Source organism: Stenotrophomonas sp. AN71 (assembly GCF_050435725.1).
GTDB lineage: Bacteria > Pseudomonadota > Gammaproteobacteria > Xanthomonadales > Xanthomonadaceae > Stenotrophomonas.
The window spans coordinates 24,052-40,152 of sequence record NZ_JBNDKU010000016.1 but is presented as its reverse complement, the minus strand read 5'-3'; the positions used below and the strand labels follow the sequence as shown (position 1 = coordinate 40,152).

Sequence of the window (16,101 nt, the reverse complement as noted above, 5' to 3'; positions counted from 1 at the left end):
ATTTTTGCGGCCTTCGGAAGTGCCCCGCAGACACCTTCATGAAGGGCTGATAGCCCCTAACGGTGGTGGATTCAGCGTGTTCATAAAACCTTTCATTATTTGTGCCGAATTCGTCATTCGTGCCGCCGGTCTCATGCTGTGTTGCAGCATGGAAAAAGGTGTGAATGCACCCTTGCTACGGGTGAGAGGGCAGGGCTACCATCGAGACGTTTCCCGCGGCAGGAACGCGGTTGCGACATGATCGAGGTGCTTCAAGCTCCGGATGGGTCAGGTACGCAGCTGCGGCTGCGTCCCCCACGGGCGCTCGATGCCCGGCAGTTCGTCCTGTTGTTCACCGTGTTGTCGGGAGCGATGTGGCTGGTGTCCGCCTTCGGGTGGTTGGCCGGCAATGCATTCGCCCCCCTGTTCGCGCTGCTGTACAGCCTGGTGCTGGCGGCGGCGCTGCGTGCCTTGTGGCGCAGCGGTGAACGGCAGGAGGAGATCCGGGTAGTGCCGGCGTACGTGGAGGTCATCCCCGTACCCGGTGGATTGCCGGTGTTCCGGGCCCACCCCCACTGGGTGCGCCTGCTCACCGACGATGAGAGGGTCCGGCTGGCATCCAGCGGCCGGCAGGTGGAGGTGGGGAGTTTCCTCGCGCCGGCCGAACGTAAGACGCTCGCAGAGACACTTGAAAGCTTGCTCGCCGCCAGCGATGGCGGCAACCGACGACGCTAAGGGTCTAGGCAATGAAGCAAAGCAGCAGGTGGGGCACGAAGTGCGTCAACGCGGTCGCCGCAATGCTGGCGGCCGGGGGACTGATTCCGGCATCGGCCTGGGCCCAGGCGGCCGACCCGAAGCCGTGGCAGCTGAACATGGGCAAGGGGGTGACCCAGACCTCACGCCTGGCCTGGGAATCGAACAACCTCTCGTTGATCATCTGCACGGTGATCGGCGTCATCGTGTTCGGCGCGATGGCCTACGCCATCTTCAAGTTCCGCAAATCCAAGGGTGCGGTCGCCGCCACCTTCAGCCACAACACCAAGGCCGAAGTGATCTGGACGGTGATCCCGGTGATCATCCTGATCGTGATGGCGTGGCCGGCGACGGCCAACCTGATCAAGATGTACGACACCCGCGACGCCGAGATGACCGTCAAGGTCACCGGCTACCAGTGGATGTGGAAGTACGAATACCTTGGTGAGAACGTCACCTTCACCAGCCGCCTGGACCGCGAGTCCGATCGCATGCGGCAGAGTGGCAAGGTGCCGACCCGCGAGAGCCATCCGCACTACCTGCTGGACGTGGACAACCGGCTGGTGCTGCCGGTCGATACCAAGGTGCGTTTCGTCATCACCTCCGACGACGTGATCCACGCCTGGTGGGTGCCCGCGCTGGGCTGGAAGCAGGATGCGATTCCCGGCTTCATCAACGAGGCCTGGACCAGCATCGAGCAGCCCGGTGTCTACCGCGGCCAGTGCGCAGAACTGTGCGGCAAGGACCATGGCTTCATGCCGATCGTGGTCGAAGCCGTGTCCAAGGAAGACTTCAAGCAGTGGCTGGCGCAGCGCAAGCCGGCGCCGCCCGCCGAGCCGGCAACACCTGCCGAACCGGCTGCACCGGCGGGCGAGGCACCTGCTGCGCCTGCCGCTGCGGAAACCGGCAGTGCACCTGCCACCGCGGCCAGCGGAGCGTGATGTAAAGCCCGCGGCCGTCCGCGGCCGTGGCGACAACCGATTCTGAGAGGTGTTTTGCGATGGCGCACTCGGCAGTTGGGCACGACGATCACCACCACCACCCGGGCTTCTTCGAGCGTTGGTTCTTCTCGACCAACCACAAGGACATCGGCACGCTGTACCTGCTTTTCAGCTTCATCATGTTCGTCATCGGCGCGGCGATGAGCGTGCTCATCCGTCTGGAACTGGCCCAGCCCGGCATCCAGTACATCCGTCCTGAGATATTCAATCAGCTGACCACGGTGCATGCGCTGGTGATGATCTTCGGCGGCGTGATGCCGGCGTTCGTCGGTCTGGCCAACTGGATGATCCCGTTGCAGATCGGCGCGCCGGACATGGCGCTGCCGCGCATGAACAACTGGTCGTTCTGGCTGCTGCCGGTGGCCTTCAGCCTGCTGCTGCTGACCTTCCTGCTGCCCGGTGGCGCGCCTGCCGGTGGCTGGACGCTGTACCCGCCGCTGTCGCTGCAGGGGGGCTACAACGTGGCCTTCACCGTGTTCGCCATCCATGTGGCCGGCATCAGCTCGATCATGGGCGCGATCAACATCATCGCCACCGTGCTGAACATGCGCGCGCCGGGCATCGACCTGCTGAAGATGCCGATCTTCTGCTGGGCCTGGCTGATCACCGCGTTCCTGCTGATCGCGGTGATGCCGGTGCTGGCCGGTGCAGTGACCATGCTGCTGACCGACAAGTTCTTCGGCACCAGCTTCTTCAATGCTGCCGGCGGCGGCGACCCGGTGATGTTCCAGCACATCTTCTGGTTCTTCGGCCATCCCGAGGTCTACATCATGATCCTGCCCGCCTTCGGCGTAGTCAGCGAGATCATCCCGACCTTCAGCCGCAAGCCGCTGTTCGGCTACCAGGCCATGGTGTATGCGACTGCTGCGATCGCGTTCCTGTCGTTCATCGTCTGGGCCCACCACATGTTCACCGTGGGCATGCCGCTGGGTGGCGAGATCTACTTCATGTTCGCCACCATGCTGATCTCGATCCCGACCGGGGTGAAGGTGTTCAACTGGGTCAGCACCATGTGGCGCGGCTCGCTGACCTTCGAAGCGCCGATGCTGTGGTCGGTGGCCTTCGTGATCCTGTTCACCATCGGTGGGTTCTCCGGCCTGATGCTGGCGATCGTCGCAGCGGACTTCCAGTACCACGACACCTACTTCGTGGTCGCCCACTTCCACTACGTGCTGGTGACCGGAGCGGTGTTCGCGCTGATCGCCGCGGTGTACTACTGGTGGCCGAAGTGGACCGGGCGCATGTACAGCGAGAAGTGGGCCAAGGTGCACTTCTGGTGGTCGATCGTGTTCGTCAACCTGCTGTTCTTCCCGCAACACTTCCTTGGCCTGGCCGGCATGCCGCGCCGCATCCCTGATTACAGCGTGGCCTTCGCCGACTGGAACCTGATCAGCTCGATCGGTGCGTTCGGCATGTTCGCTACGCCGTTCATGATGGCCGCGATCCTGCTGTCCTCGCTGCGCAATGGCGAGAAGGCCGCCGACCGCTCCTGGGAAGGTGCACGTGGGCTGGAGTGGACGCTGCCGTCGCCGGCACCGGCACATACCTTCACCACGCCGCCGACCATCCGCCCGGGTGACCTCGCCCACGACGACATCACGCATTGAGGTGGGGCATGCATAACGAGAGCCCCGGCATCGAGCAGCAGCGGCAGCGCGCCAAGCGCACCGCGACATGGGTGGGCGCCATCGCGGTGCTGGTCTACGTCGGCTTCATCCTCAGCGGGGTGATCGGCCGATGAGCGAGGCGCCGGCCAGCACACCGTCCCGCAGTGCCGGGTTGCCGCGCCTGATTGGTGTGGCGGTTGCGGTGTTCCTGTTGACGTTCTCGCTGGTGCCGCTCTACCGCATCGCCTGCGAGAAAGTGTTCGGCGTGCGCCTGGAGCGCGGCCCGGGTGGCGAGGCCAGTGCGGGCGCGGCGGCTGGCAGGCGCACCGTGCGGGTGGAATTCGATGGCGGCGTCAATTCGCGGCTGCCGTGGTCGTTCCATCCCGAGCAGCTGACCATGGACGTGGTACCGGGTGAGCTCAACGAGGCGCTGTATTTCGCCCGCAACGACAGCGCCCAGGCGGTGGTCGGCAGTGCGGTGCCTTCGGTGGCGCCGGCGCGCGCGTCGGGCTTCTTCAGCAAGACCGAGTGCTTCTGTTTCACCGCGCAGACGCTGCAGGCCGGCGAGAAGCGCGACATGCCGGTGCGCTTCATCGTCGACCCTGACCTGCCGCCGGAAATCAAGACGATCACCTTGTCCTACACCTTCTACCGCAACGATGCGCTGTCCGATCGGCTGGCTCCGGCCGCCACCTCGGAAGGCGCTCACGCCGCACCCTGACCCGGATACCGACATGGCCCAGACACCGACCGACGCCAACGTGTACTTCGTCCCGGCCCAGAGCAAATGGCCGTTCGTGGGCTCCATCGCGATGATGGTGACCATGGTGGGCGTGGCCAGCTGGCTCAACGACGCCAGTTGGGGGCGTTGGACGTTCTACATCGGCGTGGCGATGCTGGTGCTGACCCTGTTCTGGTGGTTCAGCGACGTGGTGCGCGAGTCGCAGGCCGGCAACTACAACCATCAGGTCGATGGTTCATTCCGGATGGGGATGATCTGGTTCATCTTCTCCGAAGTGATGTTCTTCGGCGCCTTCTTCGGCGCGCTGTTCTACACCCGCAACCTGGGCCTGTCGTGGCTCAGCGGTGAAGGCCGCGGAGTGATGACCAATGAGCTGCTCTGGCAGGGCTATTCCGCAGGATGGCCGACCAACGGCCCGGCGGCGATTGGTGGCGCGTTCCAGACCATTCCGGCATGGGGCCTGCCGCTGATCAACACGCTGATCCTGCTGACGTCCGGTGTGACCCTGACCATCGCCCATCACGCGCTGAAGGCCGGCAACCGCCGCCAGCTGCTGATCTGGCTGGGCCTGACCGTGGTGCTGGGCCTGGGCTTTCTGACCCTGCAGGCGGAGGAGTACATCCACGCCTACAAGGAACTGAACCTGACACTGGGTTCGGGCATCTACGGTTCGACGTTCTTCATGCTGACCGGCTTCCACGGCGCGCATGTGCTGCTGGGCACGATCATGCTGGCCGTGATGTGGCTGCGCTCGGCGAAGGGACACTTCACCCGTGACAACCACTTCGGTTTCGAAGCCGCCGCGTGGTACTGGCACTTCGTCGACGTGGTGTGGCTGATGCTGTTCCTGTTCGTCTACGTGCTCTGACCGCGCCGTCGATGGCGGTGTCAGCCGCCGATGCCATGGGGCTTGATCCAGCCCATGTAGATGCTCACGATCACCAGTACGATCAAGGCCACCGACACCGCGATGCGGCGTGTCAGTGCGTTGACCGTGCGCTTGGTCTGGCCGCGGTCGACCACCAGGTAATACAGGCCGGCGCCCAGGTTCCAGACGATGACGATCAGAAACGCGATTACCAGCAGGGTCTTCAGCGAATCACTCATGCGCGGCTCGAGGGCAGGGTGGATGCACCTATCTGACCGCGTTTGCGCGGACTTGTCATGATGCGCCAGCACACGCGCGTGATCGGATGGCTGCTGGCGGTGCTGGCGATGGCCGGTTTCACCGCATTGGGGCTGTGGCAGCTGCAGCGCATGCATGCCAAACAGGCAATGTTGGATGCGCAGGGGCCGGCTTTGGCACAGGCGCTGCCGCTGGCGCGCGCCCTCGCAGCCCCGGGCGCGCTGCACGGTGTGGCCGATCATGGCCGTTTCCTGCCCGGCGTGGTGCTGCTGGACAACCAGACCCGGCACGGCCGTGCCGGAGTGAAGATCTATCGGCCGTTCCGCAGTGAAGATGGCAGCGTGCTGCTGGTCGATCTCGGATGGCGCGCGCTGCCGCCGGACCGCACGCTGCCCGATGTCGTGCCGCCGCCTTCGCCGGTGGCGGTACGCGGACTGCTGGCACCACCGCCGTCAGCCGGGCTGGCACTGGGGCCGGCGTTCTCCGCCACCGGTGAGGCCGGGCGCTGGCTCGCCAGCCGCCTGCCGGCCGAAGGACTGGCGACGGCGCTCGGCTTGCCGACCCTGCCTGAGCGGGTACTGCGGCTGGACCCGGCGCTGCCGTTCGGTGATGAGCGCGATCTGGATCTGCTGCCGAACACGCTGCCGCCGCAACGCCACCTGGGCTATGCCGTGCAGTGGTTCGGGCTGGCCCTGACCGTGCTGGTGGTGACGCTGGTGCTGGAGTGGCGCAGGAGGCCCCGCATCGCTCGGTAGTGCCGGCCGCTGGCTGGCAACCCCTCGGTTTCCTGGATGCCGGCCAGCGGCCGGCACTACCGGGGCGTCACCCCGGCATCCCCCACCCAACCATGAGAAAATGTCCCGCATGAACACTGCTACGTCCCCGCAGGCGCGCGGCTCTGGCCGCCGGACCCTGGTGCTGCTGTTTGCCGTGTTCTTCGGGGCGATCGCGCTGGCCGCCGTGTTGCGCTTCTCCGGCTGGCAGCCGACCGGGCACCGCAATGCAGGCCAGCTGCTGCAGCCGCCAGTGGACCTGCGCCAGCAGGCGCCGACCCTGGCCACGGGGCAACCGTACCCCTGGAACCCCGAGGCCCGTACCTGGCGCCTGCTGGTGGCGCCGGCCGGCGTCTGCGACGCGCAGTGCGTCACTTTGTCGCAGGGGCTGGGCAAGGTGTGGCAGCTGTTCGGCCATAACGCCGATAATGTCGAGATCCTGTGGCTGGGTACGCCACCGGCGTCGATCGCCTCGCTGCCCGCGCTGCGGCCGCTGGCCCCCTCGCCGGCCCTGCGTGCGGCGCTGCCCGGGGTCGACGATCCGGCTGGCCTGCCGGTCTACGTGATTGATCCGAACGGCTTCGTGATCATGCGCCATGCGCCAGGCAGCGACCTCGGTGGCCTGCGCAAGGACATGGCCACGTTGCTGAAACTGAAGTGAGTCCCGTTTGATGAGCCTTTCCGCGCGTCCGGCGCTGCACCGCAATTTCCACCGCCTGGCGTGGTTCGCCATGATCATGACCGCGAGCACGATCATGTTCGGCGCCTTCGTGCGCCTGTCCGATGCCGGCCTGAGCTGCCCGGACTGGCCGACCTGTTATGGGCAGGCCACCTGGCCGCAGCACGTGGAAGAGACCATCGGCCATCCGGCCGCGGACATCCGCCCACTGGAAACGCACAAGGCCTGGCGTGAGCAGGTGCACCGCTTCCTGGCCGGCGCACTGGGCATCGAAATCCTGACCCTGGCCCTGCTGGCCACGCGCAGGCGGCGCTTTGGAAGCACGGCGGTAGTGACCGCCTGCGTGCTGGTGGCTGCCGGCATACCGCTGTACATGATGGGCTGGCATGGTACGGCCAGTGCCCTGGCATTGATCGGCGAGGCGATACTGCTGATCGCCGCGCTGCGCTGGAGCAATATCGATCTGGCACGCGCTGCCGTGCTGACCCTGGCGGTGGTGATCTTCCAGGCCCTGCTGGGCATGTGGACGGTGACCCTGCTGCTCAAACCCATCGTGGTGATGGGCCACCTGCTCGGCGGCATGCTGATGTTCGCGCTGCTGGTGTGGATGGCGTGGCGGGCCACGCACCGGCCGATCACCCTGGCCGAAGCGCCGAAGCTGAAGTGGCTGCTGCGCATCGGCGTGGCGGTGCTGGTCACCCAGATCGCGCTGGGCGGCTGGGTCAGCGCCAACTACGCGGCGCTGGCCTGCGGCGGCGGCAGCGCCTCGCTGGACAACTTCCCACGCTGTGCCAACCAGTGGTGGCCGCAGCACAACTTCGCCGAAGGCTTCACCCTGTGGCGCGGCATCGGTGTTGATTACGAAGGGGGCGTGCTGGATGGCGCCTCACGCATCGCCATCCAGATGGCGCACCGCCTGTTTGCGGTGGTGGTGGCTGTGTACCTGCTGTGGCTGGGCGTGCGCCTGTTCCGCCTGCCGAGCATGCGTGGCTGGGCCAGCGCGCTGATCGCGCTGCTGCTGCTGCAGGTCACCCTCGGCATCCTCAATGTGAAGCTGGCGCTGCCACTGGAAGTGGCCGTCGCCCACAACGGCGTAGCCGTTGCCCTGTTGTTCGTGCTGGTCAGCCTGCTGGCCCGCCTGCGTGCCCCGGACTGATTCCATGTTTTCCAACTATCGCCAGTACTGGGACCTGACCAAGCCCAAGGTCGTCGCCCTGATCGTCTTCACCGCCCTGGTCGGCATGGTCCTGGCCATCCCCGGGGTGCCCAGCTGGGAGCAGGTGCGTGCCGGCCTGCTCGGCTTCCTCGGCATCTGGCTGGCGGCGTCGGCGGCCGCGGCGATCAACCAGCTGCTGGATGCGCACATCGATGCGCAGATGGCGCGCACCTCGTGGCGGCCGCTGGTGGTGGGCAAGGTCAAGCCGTGGCAGGTGCTGGTGTTCGCCGGCGTGCTGATCGTGCTGTCGATGGTCATCCTGGTGCTGTGGGTGAACCTGATCACTGCGGTGCTGACCTTCGCCTCGCTGATCGGTTATGCGGTGATCTACACCGTGTACCTGAAGCGCGCGACCTCGCAGAACATCGTCATCGGCGGCCTAGCCGGCGCGATGCCGCCGATGCTGGGCTGGGCGGCGGTGACCGGCATGCAGGGTTCGTCGGACTGGGCGTACTCGTCACTGCTGGTGCTGATCATCTTCATCTGGACGCCGCCGCACTTCTGGGCGTTGGCGATCTTCCGCCGCGAGGACTACGCCAAGGCGAAGATCCCGATGTTGCCGGTGACCCACGGCGTGGTGCACACCCGCAAGCAGATCATGGCGTATTCGGTGGTGCTGGCGCTGGTGTGCCTGCTGCCGTACCTGGTGGGCATGAGCGGCGCGTTCTACCTGGGCGGTGCGATCGTGCTCAACGCCGTGTTCCTCTGGTACGCCTGGCGCATGCTGAACCCGCCGGACGAACTGTTCTCGATGAAGATGTTCCATTACTCCATCCTCTACCTGATGGCGCTGTTCGCCTTCCTGCTGGTCGACCACTGGATCCTGCCCTGGCTGTGACGGGCTGATGCATCCACGCCATGCGTGGATGTTTTCCCGCAGCAACCCGCGCGTTCAGTAGATCCACGCCATGCGTGGATGAAGCCTGGCAGGTCAGGGCTTGCGCCTGGCGTAGCGCTGTGCGATCACGCCGCAGACGATCAGCTGGATCTGGTGATAGATCATCACCGGCAGCACGATGGCACCGAGGCTGCCGCCGGCGAACAGCACCTTGGCGATCGGCACACCGGTGGCCAGGCTCTTCTTCGAGCCACAGAACACGATGGCGATCTCATCTTCGCGGTTGAAGCGCAGGCGGCGGGCGATGAAGGTGATCAGCGGCATGGCGATGCCCAGCAGCACAGCGGCCACGACCGCCACCGCGAACAGCGACAGCAACGGCGTCTTGCTCCAGAGTCCTTCAGTGACCGCTTCGCCGAACGCGGAATACACCACCAGCAGGATGGTGGCCTGGTCGGTATAACGCAGCAGCGCGCGCTGCTTCTCGACCCAGCCGGCGATCCACGGCCGCAGCAGATGGCCGGCCACGAACGGCACCAGCAGCTGCAGCATGATGCCGCCGATGGCATGCAGCGGGTCATGCACGCCGCCGGAGGTGCCGGCCAGCGCGGTCAGCAGCAGGGGCGTCAGGAACACGCCGAGGATGCTCGACAGCGAGGCGCTGCACACCGCTGCGGGCACATTGCCGCGCGCCATCGAGGTGAACGCAATGGACGACTGCACGGTGGACGGCAGGGTGCACAGGAACAGCACGCCCAGATACAGCTCGGGGGTCAGCAGCCAGCCCGACAGCGGCTTGAACAACAGCCCCAGCAGCGGGAAAAGGATGAAGGTGCAGGCGAGGATCGTCAGGTGCAGCCGCCAGTGCAGCATGCCGCCGATGATCGACTCGCGCGGCAGGCGTGCGCCGTGCAGGAAGAACAGCGCGGCGATGGCGACGGTGGTGACGTCGTCGAGAACGATGGCGGCGGCGCCTTTCATCGGCAGCAGCGAGGCCAGGCCGACGGTGCACAGCAGGGCGAGGGTGAAGTTGTCCGGTCGCAGGCGCGACCACCAGCGGGTCATGGTGGATAGGCTCCTTGGTGCGGGGAATCAGGGGGTGGGAGAGGGGATCGCCAGGCGCTCGCGGGTGGCCGCTTCCAGCGACTTCAGGCCGGCACGCTGGCCCAGCTGCAGCGCCTGTTCCGGGCTGGCGTGTTCGTAGCGCGCGTTGAGCAGGCCGAGCACGGCACCGGCGCGGTTGCCGGAGGCGCAGTGCAGCAGCGCCGGGCCCTGGCTCTGCTGGAGCGCCTGGTGCACGGCGCGCACGTTGGCGGCATCCAGGCCCTCGGCACCGGCCACCGGGATGCGCACATAGCGCAGGCCCAGTGCTTCGGCCTCGCGTATTTCATCGAAGCCGCGATCTTCATCGGGTTGCCGCAGGTCGATCACCGTGCGCACCCCTTGTGCAGCCAGTTCGCGCAGTTGCGCGGCCGTGGGCTGGCCGCCGGCGTACAGGCCGGGGCGGACTTCAGCAAGGGCGGGGTCCGCAGCCCAGGCCGGCAAAGCGGGACAGAGCGACAACAACAGCAGGCAGGTCAGGCGCAGCAGCATGGTCTCTCCGGGAATGTGTTCTGCCGCTACAGGCGCAGATTGGCGCGGGCCTTCAGCAGCTCGCGCATCTCGTACTTGTCAGTATCGTCCAGACCCTGTTGTCGCTGCTTGGCGTTAAGGTCGTCGATCCGCTGGAACAGCAGCTGCTTCTCCAGCTGCCCGACCGCGTCATGCAGCTCCACCGTCCACATCGCTTCGTCGCCCGCCAGCGTCTGCGCGGCCAAGGTATGCAGTGAGGCCTGTTCTTCGCGGCCGTCGAAATGCTCCAGCAGGGCGCCGGTACTGATGTCCGGGCGCTGTTCGACCAGGCCCAGCAGTTCCAGCAGCAGCTCCACCCCCGGCAGGCGCAGGCCCTGGAAGTGGTGCTTGCCGCCCAGGGTCAGGGCCAGCGAAGGCTGCTGCAGCAGCACGGCGATCGCGCCGCGCACCAGGCTGCGCCTGGCCACGGGTTGGATCGTGCGGGACGCCGCGCGCTGTGGCATCGACGGGCGAGACGCCTGCGGGTTGCCGCCGCCAAGCCCGGTCAGCTGTCCCAGCTGCTGTTTCATCAGGTCGCCAAACGCACCGTCGGGAATCTGCGCCAGCATCGGCTTTGCCCGCTCGGCCAGGCGGGCCTTGCCGTCCAGCGTGCCCAGGTTGATCTCGCGGGTCAGCTCGTCGAAGAAGAACTGCGACAGCGGCGTGGCCAGCTTCAGGCGCTCGTCGAACGCCTCGGCGCCTTCCTTGCGCACGATGCTGTCCGGGTCTTCGCCATCGGGCAGGAACAGGAAGAAGGCCTGGCGGCCGTCCTTCATGCGCGGCAGCACCGATTCCAGCGCCTTCCAACCGGCGCGGCGGCCGGCGGCGTCGCCGTCGAAGCAGAAGAACACGTCCGGCGCGTTGCGGAACAGCAGCTCGGCATGGTCCGGCGTGGTTGCCGTGCCCAGCGTCGCCACCGCCTGGGTGACGCCGAACTGGAACAGCGAGACCACGTCCATGTAGCCCTCGACCACGATCAACCGCTCGATCTTCTGGTTGGCCTGGCGTACCTGCCACAGGCCGTACAGTTCGCGGCCCTTGTGGAACAGCGCGGTCTCGGGCGAGTTGAGGTACTTGGGGCCGTCGTCCTTCTCGAACACGCGCCCGCCGAAGGCGATCACCCGGCCACGACGGTCGAAGATCGGGAACATCACCCGGTCGCGGAACTTGTCGTAGACGTGGCCGCGGTCGTTCTTGGAGAACAGGCCAGCGCGATCGAGCAGCTTCATCCGCCGCTCGTCCTTGCCCAGCGCATCGCGCAGGCCGCTGTAGCCATCGGGCGCATAGCCGATCTGGAAGCGCGCGCGGTTCTCTTCGTCCACGCCGCGACCATCGAGGTAACTGCGCGCCTTCTCGCTGCTCTCCAGGTTCTTCTGGAAGAACTTGGTAGCGGCGTCCAGCGCGGAGTACAGCTCGCGGCTGTCATCCTGCTGCTGCGCACTGCGCGGGTTCTCGCTGCGCGGCACTTCCATGCCGGCACGCTTGGCCAGTTCATCCACCGCATCGAGGAACTCGAGGCGGTCGTAGTTCATCAGGAAGCTGATCGCGGTGCCGTGCGCGCCGCAGCCGAAGCAGTGATAGAACTGCTTGGTCGGCGAGACGGTGAACGAGGCCGAGCGTTCGTCATGGAACGGGCAGCGTGCGGCATACTCCTTGCCCTGGCGTTTCAGCGGCACGCGGCTGCCCACCACCTCGACGATGTCGGAGCGGGCCAGCAGGTCGTCGATGAAAGCGTCGGGGATACGGGCCATGGGCAACAGGACGGGGCGCGGCCGCCAGGGCGCGCTGCGGGGGCGGCAGGTCCCCTAGTTTACTCGCTGGCGGCGGCCGGGCCGGTTTCCTGCGGGGCCACATCGGCGCTGGCCAGGCGCGCACGTGCGTACTGGCGTTCGTCGATCACCGCGGTCATCAATGCACCGACGAAGAACACGGCAGTGGCGTAGTAGATCCAGACCAGCGAAATCACCAGCGCGCCCATCGAGCCGTACGCGCTACCCGGCGCCACGGTGGCGATGTAGACGCCGATGCCGTAGCGGCCCAGGGTGAACAACACCGAGGTGATGGCGCCGCCGATGAAGGCCTGGCGCCAGGCTACGCGCCGGTCCGGCAGGTAGTGGTAGAGGAAGGCGAAGGCCAGCGTGTACAGCAGCAGCGAGCTCAGGTAGCCGATGGCCGGCAGCACCGAGGGCAGTTGCGCGAACACCACCTGCAGCGCGGTGGTGGCGGTCATTGACAGGATCAGCAGGAAGCCCAACGCCAGCACCACGCCGAACGAGAACACGCGCTTGCGCAGCCAGGCCTTGACGCCTTCCAGGCGCTGGCCGCTGGTGTGGAAGATCCGGTTCAGTGCGTTCTGCAGCTGGGCGAACACGGCGGTGGCACCGACGAACAGCAGCAGCGTGCTCCACAGCCCGGCCAGCGAACCGACGCTGGGTTGGCTGTTGGCGTTGTGCAGCACGGTGTCGGCGACGCTGGCGACGCTGCTGCCGGCCACCGAGCCGATCTGGCTGATCAGCGCCTGCTGTGCAGGCGGATACAGCGAGGCGGTCAGCCACAGCAGCAGCACCAGCAGCGGTGCCATCGACAGCAGGGCATAGAAGGAGACCGAAGCGGCCTGGGTCAGCACGTCGATTTCGACGAAACGCTTGGCGACCGCCATCGGGAAGCTGTCCTGCAGGCGATCGGCGTAGTGACGAAGGCGGGCAGGGATACCGTGGGGCCGCGTATCGGCTGGGGAGTGCGATTGCTCGACCATGGGAATGTTGTAGCAGCCGGGGGCCGAAGGTGCGGTGAAGCGGGTGTTGCATCGGTAACGCCGGGCATGGCCCGGCACTACCGGATCAGGGCCGGCTTACGCCAGCAGCTGCTTGACCAGCTTGGACACCAGGCCCATATCGGCCTGGCCGGCGAGCTTGGGCTTCAGAGCGCCCATCAGCTTGCCCATGTCGGCCGGGCTGGCGGCACCGGTTTCGGCGATGGCGGCCTGGATGGCGGCCACGATCTCGGCTTCGCCCATCTTGGCTGGCAGGTAGGCCTCGATGACCACGATCTCGGCACGCTCGATCTCGGCCAGGTCTTCGCGGTTGGCGGCTTCGAACTGGCTGACCGAGTCCTTGCGCTGCTTGACCATCTTGTCGAGCACGGCGATTACGGCGGTGTCGTCCAGTTCGATGCGCTCGTCCACTTCGCGCTGCTTGATCGCCGCGTTGATCAGGCGGATCACGCCCAGCTTGTGCTTCTCGCCCGCCTTCATGGCGGCCTTCATGTCATCGGTGAGCTGCTGCTTCATGCTCATGGGAGGGACCTCGTGAGTGGTGGGACAGGGCGGATGCCGGAACCTGGAAACGCAAAAAGCCGGCGACGCTCGCGCGTGCCGGCTTCGGCTTCACCGCGGTAGGACGAGCCTGCCGCAATGAAGATGCGTCCGATCAGTACAGGCGCTGACGCTTGGTGACGTCGCGCGACGAGCGGCGCAGCTGACGCTTCACAGCAGCGGCGGCCTTGCGCTTGCGCTCCTGGGTCGGCTTTTCGTAGAACTCGCGCTTGCGGGTTTCGGCCAGCACACCGGCCTTTTCGCAAGTGCGCTTGAAGCGGCGAAGAGCAAACTCGAAGGGCTCGTTCTCGCGGACTTTGACGCTGGGCATGGAATCTCCGGGACACAGTAGAACCGGGTCACGCCCGGCGAGCCGCACATTATAGCGGCGAATAGACAAACTGCAAGCGGCCAACCCTGAATACGGGCCAGGGGTTCGAAAGCAGTGAGGTCTGCACATCCCCCGAGGGGGCGGCAGGGGCGTCATAATAGCAGGCATGCGAGTCCTTGGCATCGAATCTTCCTGTGATGAGACCGGCGTGGCGGTGTATGACACCGACCTGGCCGGCAGCGCGGCTCTGCGCGCCCATGCGGTCTACAGCCAGATTGCCCTGCACGCCGAGTACGGCGGTGTGGTGCCCGAGCTGGCCAGCCGCGACCATGTCCGCAAGCTGCTGCCGCTGGTGCGCCAGACCCTGGCTGAAGCCGGCCTTGGTGTGGACGACATCGACGGCGTGGCCTACACGGCGGGCCCCGGCCTGGTCGGCGCCCTGCTGGTCGGCGCAGGCGTGGCCCGCTCGCTGGCCTGGGCGCTGGAGGTGCCGGCGGTGGGTGTACACCATATGGAAGGGCACCTGCTGGCCCCGCTGATGGAGGACGACCCGCCGCAGGCCCCGTTCGTGGCGTTGCTGGTGTCCGGTGGGCATACCCAGCTGGTGGCGGTGGACGCGATCGGCCAGTACCGCCTGCTGGGCGAGACGCTGGACGATGCCGCCGGCGAGGCCTTCGACAAGACCGCCAAGCTGATGGGACTGCCGTATCCGGGCGGCCCGCAGCTGGCCCGGCTGGCCGAGCAGGGCACGCCAGGCGCGTACCGTTTCACGCGGCCGATGACCGACCGCCCGGGGCTGGATTTCAGTTTCTCCGGTTTGAAGACCCAGGTCCTGATGGCCTGGCGCGACAGCGACCAGAGCGAGCAGACCCGCGCCGACATCGCCCGTGGCTTTGAAGACGCGGTGGTGGAGACCCTGTCGATCAAGTGCGAGCGCGCACTGGAGGCGGCCGGGACCAACGTGATCGTGGTGGCCGGCGGCGTCGGGGCCAACACGCGCCTGCGCGCGCGCCTGCAGCAGATGGCCGAGCGCCTCGGTGGCCGTGCGTGTTTCCCGCGCCCGGCCCTGTGCACCGACAACGGCGCAATGATTGCCTTCGCCGGCGCGCTGCGCCTGCAGGCCGGCCAGCACAGCCCGCCGAAGGTTGAGGTGACCCCGCGCTGGGACATGGCGACCCTGCCGGCGGTGTGAGCTTCTGTTTGTAGAGTCGAGCTTGCTCGACTCTACGGGCGGGCACCCAGCGGCGACGCCGCCAGTACCGTTGTGGCCCGCTCATGGCGCTGCAGCCACCCCAGGGTGTGCGGGCAGCGCGCATGGATCAGCCGCCCTATGGCGGCCAGGTCAGCGCCGATATCACGTTCCAGGATCGGCTCGTGGTGGGCGCTGCGGTTGCGCAGGTGGCGAATGCGTCCGACATCGGCGTGGATGGCCTTCCTGATGACACTGGGATGTGCCACAGGCGCATGGCGTAGAACCCGACCAAGTGCGGGTATCCATAACGTGGCGTCGAAACGACAGGTGAAGAGCTGCTGCCAGAAGACCATCGGCAGGTTGGCGACGATCTCGAGTGTGTCGGTTGCGCGATTGGCGGCCTGCTCCAGCGCGGTTCTCGCCGAGGTGGATGAAGCTGCGGGCAGCCTGCGTCGGAAGGCATCATTCCATGGCCATCGCGGACCGTGCTGTCGGGCCAATACCGATGCCGCTGCGTTGCGAATGACTACTTCGCACAGATGGACCGGCATCATCAGTGCACCGCACATCCGCATGTTCCAGACGTACAGGGCTTCGGCAGTGACGTCAGGGCTGCAGGTTGATGCGATTCTCTCGTAGGTCGACAGTCGCTCCGCTGACAACGCGCGCCTCAATGCATCGTATGCAGCCATCGTGATGTGCGGTGGTGAAGGGAAGATGGATGTTGGCAAGGGATCGAGCCGGTCACCATCAGGGAACATCCTTGTGTAGGTAGCCTGTTTCCTGCGTTTCGGCCAGGTCGAATCGGCCGAGGCGAACACGTTGGTCTGCGCTGTCGTGATTGGCCTTGACCCGCCATTTGCTCATTGACTAGTCTGGGCACCTGCGCCACCGGGACTCGCGGCTTGAGAAAGCTCCCCCCGGGGACAAACGGCAGTAC

19 protein-coding genes are annotated in these 16,101 nt (G+C 66.3%); 11 read left to right on the top strand and 8 right to left on the bottom strand.

The features are described 5' to 3' along the window. The first annotated feature begins 237 nt into the window (after positions 1-237). The 6 genes from ABH900_RS19305 to ABH900_RS19280 are packed head-to-tail and all read left to right on the top strand — an operon-like array spanning position 238 to position 4,950. Positions 238-714, top strand: a complete 477-nt coding sequence (locus tag ABH900_RS19305; RefSeq protein WP_429624778.1) for a DUF2244 domain-containing protein — start codon at positions 238-240, stop codon at positions 712-714. Between the two features lie 11 nt (positions 715-725). Then, the gene (coxB, locus tag ABH900_RS19300) at positions 726-1,673 is read left to right on the top strand and encodes a cytochrome c oxidase subunit II (protein ID WP_429624777.1); all 948 of its coding nucleotides are present in this window, start codon (positions 726-728) and stop codon (positions 1,671-1,673) included. A gap of 59 nt (positions 1,674-1,732) precedes the next feature. Then, positions 1,733-3,340, top strand: a complete 1,608-nt coding sequence (gene ctaD, locus ABH900_RS19295) for a cytochrome c oxidase subunit I (RefSeq protein WP_429624775.1) — start codon at positions 1,733-1,735, stop codon at positions 3,338-3,340. Between the two features lie 8 nt (positions 3,341-3,348). After that, entirely contained in the window at positions 3,349-3,474 is a 126-nt protein-coding gene (locus ABH900_RS19290) for a hypothetical protein (RefSeq protein WP_429624795.1), read from the top strand. Further along, positions 3,471-4,061 carry a cytochrome c oxidase assembly protein gene (locus ABH900_RS19285; protein WP_429624774.1) on the top strand — a complete coding sequence of 197 codons (591 nt, stop codon included), beginning with the start codon at positions 3,471-3,473 and terminating at the stop codon, positions 4,059-4,061. Before ABH900_RS19290 ends, ABH900_RS19285 begins: the two co-directional genes overlap by 4 nt. 13 nt (positions 4,062-4,074) lie before the next feature. Beyond that, a complete protein-coding gene (locus ABH900_RS19280) occupies positions 4,075-4,950 on the top strand; it encodes a cytochrome c oxidase subunit 3 (RefSeq protein ID WP_429624772.1) in 876 nt (291 codons plus the stop codon). Between the two features lie 20 nt (positions 4,951-4,970). Here ABH900_RS19280 and ABH900_RS19275 read toward each other — a convergent pair whose 3' ends face one another. Beyond that, the gene (locus ABH900_RS19275) at positions 4,971-5,189 is read right to left on the bottom strand and encodes a twin transmembrane helix small protein (RefSeq protein WP_099551637.1); all 219 of its coding nucleotides are present in this window, start codon (positions 5,187-5,189) and stop codon (positions 4,971-4,973) included. Between the two features lie 57 nt (positions 5,190-5,246). Here ABH900_RS19275 and ABH900_RS19270 point away from each other — a divergent pair, with 57 nt between their 5' ends. The 4 genes from ABH900_RS19270 to cyoE all read left to right on the top strand — a co-directional run bounded on the left by ABH900_RS19270 (position 5,247) and on the right by cyoE (position 8,714). Then, positions 5,247-5,963: an SURF1 family protein gene (locus ABH900_RS19270; RefSeq protein WP_429624770.1), complete on the top strand. Its 717-nt coding sequence runs from the start codon at positions 5,247-5,249 to the stop codon at positions 5,961-5,963. Between the two features lie 109 nt (positions 5,964-6,072). Beyond that, positions 6,073-6,642 (top strand): hypothetical protein, encoded by a 570-nt coding sequence (locus tag ABH900_RS19265; protein WP_429624769.1) that lies wholly within the window; start codon positions 6,073-6,075, stop codon positions 6,640-6,642. Positions 6,643-6,652: 10 nt separating this feature from the next. Continuing rightward, positions 6,653-7,816 (top strand): COX15/CtaA family protein, encoded by a 1,164-nt coding sequence (locus ABH900_RS19260; protein ID WP_429624768.1) that lies wholly within the window; start codon positions 6,653-6,655, stop codon positions 7,814-7,816. Positions 7,817-7,820: 4 nt separating this feature from the next. Next, entirely contained in the window at positions 7,821-8,714 is an 894-nt protein-coding gene (gene cyoE, locus ABH900_RS19255) for a heme o synthase (protein WP_429624767.1), read from the top strand. A 93-nt stretch (positions 8,715-8,807) separates the two neighbouring features. Here cyoE and ABH900_RS19250 read toward each other — a convergent pair whose 3' ends face one another. The 6 genes from ABH900_RS19250 to rpsU all read right to left on the bottom strand — a co-directional run bounded on the left by ABH900_RS19250 (position 8,808) and on the right by rpsU (position 13,969). Continuing rightward, positions 8,808-9,779: a bile acid:sodium symporter family protein gene (locus ABH900_RS19250; protein WP_429624765.1), complete on the bottom strand. Its 972-nt coding sequence runs from the start codon at positions 9,777-9,779 to the stop codon at positions 8,808-8,810. 27 nt (positions 9,780-9,806) lie between these two features. Next, positions 9,807-10,307, bottom strand: a complete 501-nt coding sequence (locus ABH900_RS19245) for a fused DSP-PTPase phosphatase/NAD kinase-like protein (RefSeq protein ID WP_429624764.1) — start codon at positions 10,305-10,307, stop codon at positions 9,807-9,809. Positions 10,308-10,333: 26 nt separating this feature from the next. Further along, on the bottom strand, positions 10,334-12,076 hold the full coding sequence (gene dnaG / locus ABH900_RS19240) for a DNA primase (protein WP_429624763.1): 1,743 nt from the start codon (positions 12,074-12,076) through the stop codon (positions 10,334-10,336). A gap of 59 nt (positions 12,077-12,135) precedes the next feature. Further along, positions 12,136-13,080, bottom strand: a complete 945-nt coding sequence (locus ABH900_RS19235) for a YihY/virulence factor BrkB family protein (RefSeq protein WP_429624762.1) — start codon at positions 13,078-13,080, stop codon at positions 12,136-12,138. 96 nt (positions 13,081-13,176) lie between these two features. Continuing rightward, a complete protein-coding gene (locus tag ABH900_RS19230) occupies positions 13,177-13,620 on the bottom strand; it encodes a GatB/YqeY domain-containing protein (RefSeq protein ID WP_429624761.1) in 444 nt (147 codons plus the stop codon). A gap of 133 nt (positions 13,621-13,753) precedes the next feature. Continuing rightward, a complete protein-coding gene (gene rpsU / locus ABH900_RS19225; protein WP_002808376.1) occupies positions 13,754-13,969 on the bottom strand; it encodes a 30S ribosomal protein S21 in 216 nt (71 codons plus the stop codon). Positions 13,970-14,135: 166 nt separating this feature from the next. On the opposite strand from rpsU, the gene tsaD reads away from it, so the two are divergent. Then, entirely contained in the window at positions 14,136-15,161 is a 1,026-nt protein-coding gene (gene tsaD / locus ABH900_RS19220; protein WP_429624758.1) for a tRNA (adenosine(37)-N6)-threonylcarbamoyltransferase complex transferase subunit TsaD, read from the top strand. Between the two features lie 32 nt (positions 15,162-15,193). Here the strand turns inward: tsaD and ABH900_RS19215 are convergent, their stop codons facing one another. After that, positions 15,194-15,853, bottom strand: coding sequence for a hypothetical protein (locus tag ABH900_RS19215; RefSeq protein WP_429624794.1), 660 nt, complete (start codon positions 15,851-15,853; stop codon positions 15,194-15,196). Between the last annotated feature and the right edge of the window lie 248 nt (positions 15,854-16,101).

Coding starts and splice junctions, on each gene's coding strand:
- ABH900_RS19245 (WP_429624764.1), bottom strand. CDS start 10,307: ATGCTGCTGCGCCTGACCTGCCTGCTGTTGTTGTCGCTCTGTCCCGCT.
- ABH900_RS19290 (WP_429624795.1), top strand. CDS start 3,349: ATGCATAACGAGAGCCCCGGCATCGAGCAGCAGCGGCAGCGCGCCAAG.
- dnaG (WP_429624763.1), bottom strand. CDS start 12,076: ATGGCCCGTATCCCCGACGCTTTCATCGACGACCTGCTGGCCCGCTCC.
- cyoE (WP_429624767.1), top strand. CDS start 7,821: ATGTTTTCCAACTATCGCCAGTACTGGGACCTGACCAAGCCCAAGGTC.
- ABH900_RS19250 (WP_429624765.1), bottom strand. CDS start 9,779: ATGACCCGCTGGTGGTCGCGCCTGCGACCGGACAACTTCACCCTCGCC.
- ABH900_RS19265 (WP_429624769.1), top strand. CDS start 6,073: ATGAACACTGCTACGTCCCCGCAGGCGCGCGGCTCTGGCCGCCGGACC.
- ABH900_RS19270 (WP_429624770.1), top strand. CDS start 5,247: ATGATGCGCCAGCACACGCGCGTGATCGGATGGCTGCTGGCGGTGCTG.
- ctaD (WP_429624775.1), top strand. CDS start 1,733: ATGGCGCACTCGGCAGTTGGGCACGACGATCACCACCACCACCCGGGC.
- ABH900_RS19275 (WP_099551637.1), bottom strand. CDS start 5,189: ATGAGTGATTCGCTGAAGACCCTGCTGGTAATCGCGTTTCTGATCGTC.
- ABH900_RS19285 (WP_429624774.1), top strand. CDS start 3,471: ATGAGCGAGGCGCCGGCCAGCACACCGTCCCGCAGTGCCGGGTTGCCG.
- ABH900_RS19215 (WP_429624794.1), bottom strand. CDS start 15,853: ATGGCTGCATACGATGCATTGAGGCGCGCGTTGTCAGCGGAGCGACTG.
- ABH900_RS19260 (WP_429624768.1), top strand. CDS start 6,653: ATGAGCCTTTCCGCGCGTCCGGCGCTGCACCGCAATTTCCACCGCCTG.
- rpsU (WP_002808376.1), bottom strand. CDS start 13,969: ATGCCCAGCGTCAAAGTCCGCGAGAACGAGCCCTTCGAGTTTGCTCTT.
- coxB (WP_429624777.1), top strand. CDS start 726: ATGAAGCAAAGCAGCAGGTGGGGCACGAAGTGCGTCAACGCGGTCGCC.
- ABH900_RS19280 (WP_429624772.1), top strand. CDS start 4,075: ATGGCCCAGACACCGACCGACGCCAACGTGTACTTCGTCCCGGCCCAG.
- ABH900_RS19305 (WP_429624778.1), top strand. CDS start 238: ATGATCGAGGTGCTTCAAGCTCCGGATGGGTCAGGTACGCAGCTGCGG.
- tsaD (WP_429624758.1), top strand. CDS start 14,136: ATGCGAGTCCTTGGCATCGAATCTTCCTGTGATGAGACCGGCGTGGCG.
- ABH900_RS19235 (WP_429624762.1), bottom strand. CDS start 13,080: ATGGTCGAGCAATCGCACTCCCCAGCCGATACGCGGCCCCACGGTATC.
- ABH900_RS19230 (WP_429624761.1), bottom strand. CDS start 13,620: ATGAGCATGAAGCAGCAGCTCACCGATGACATGAAGGCCGCCATGAAG.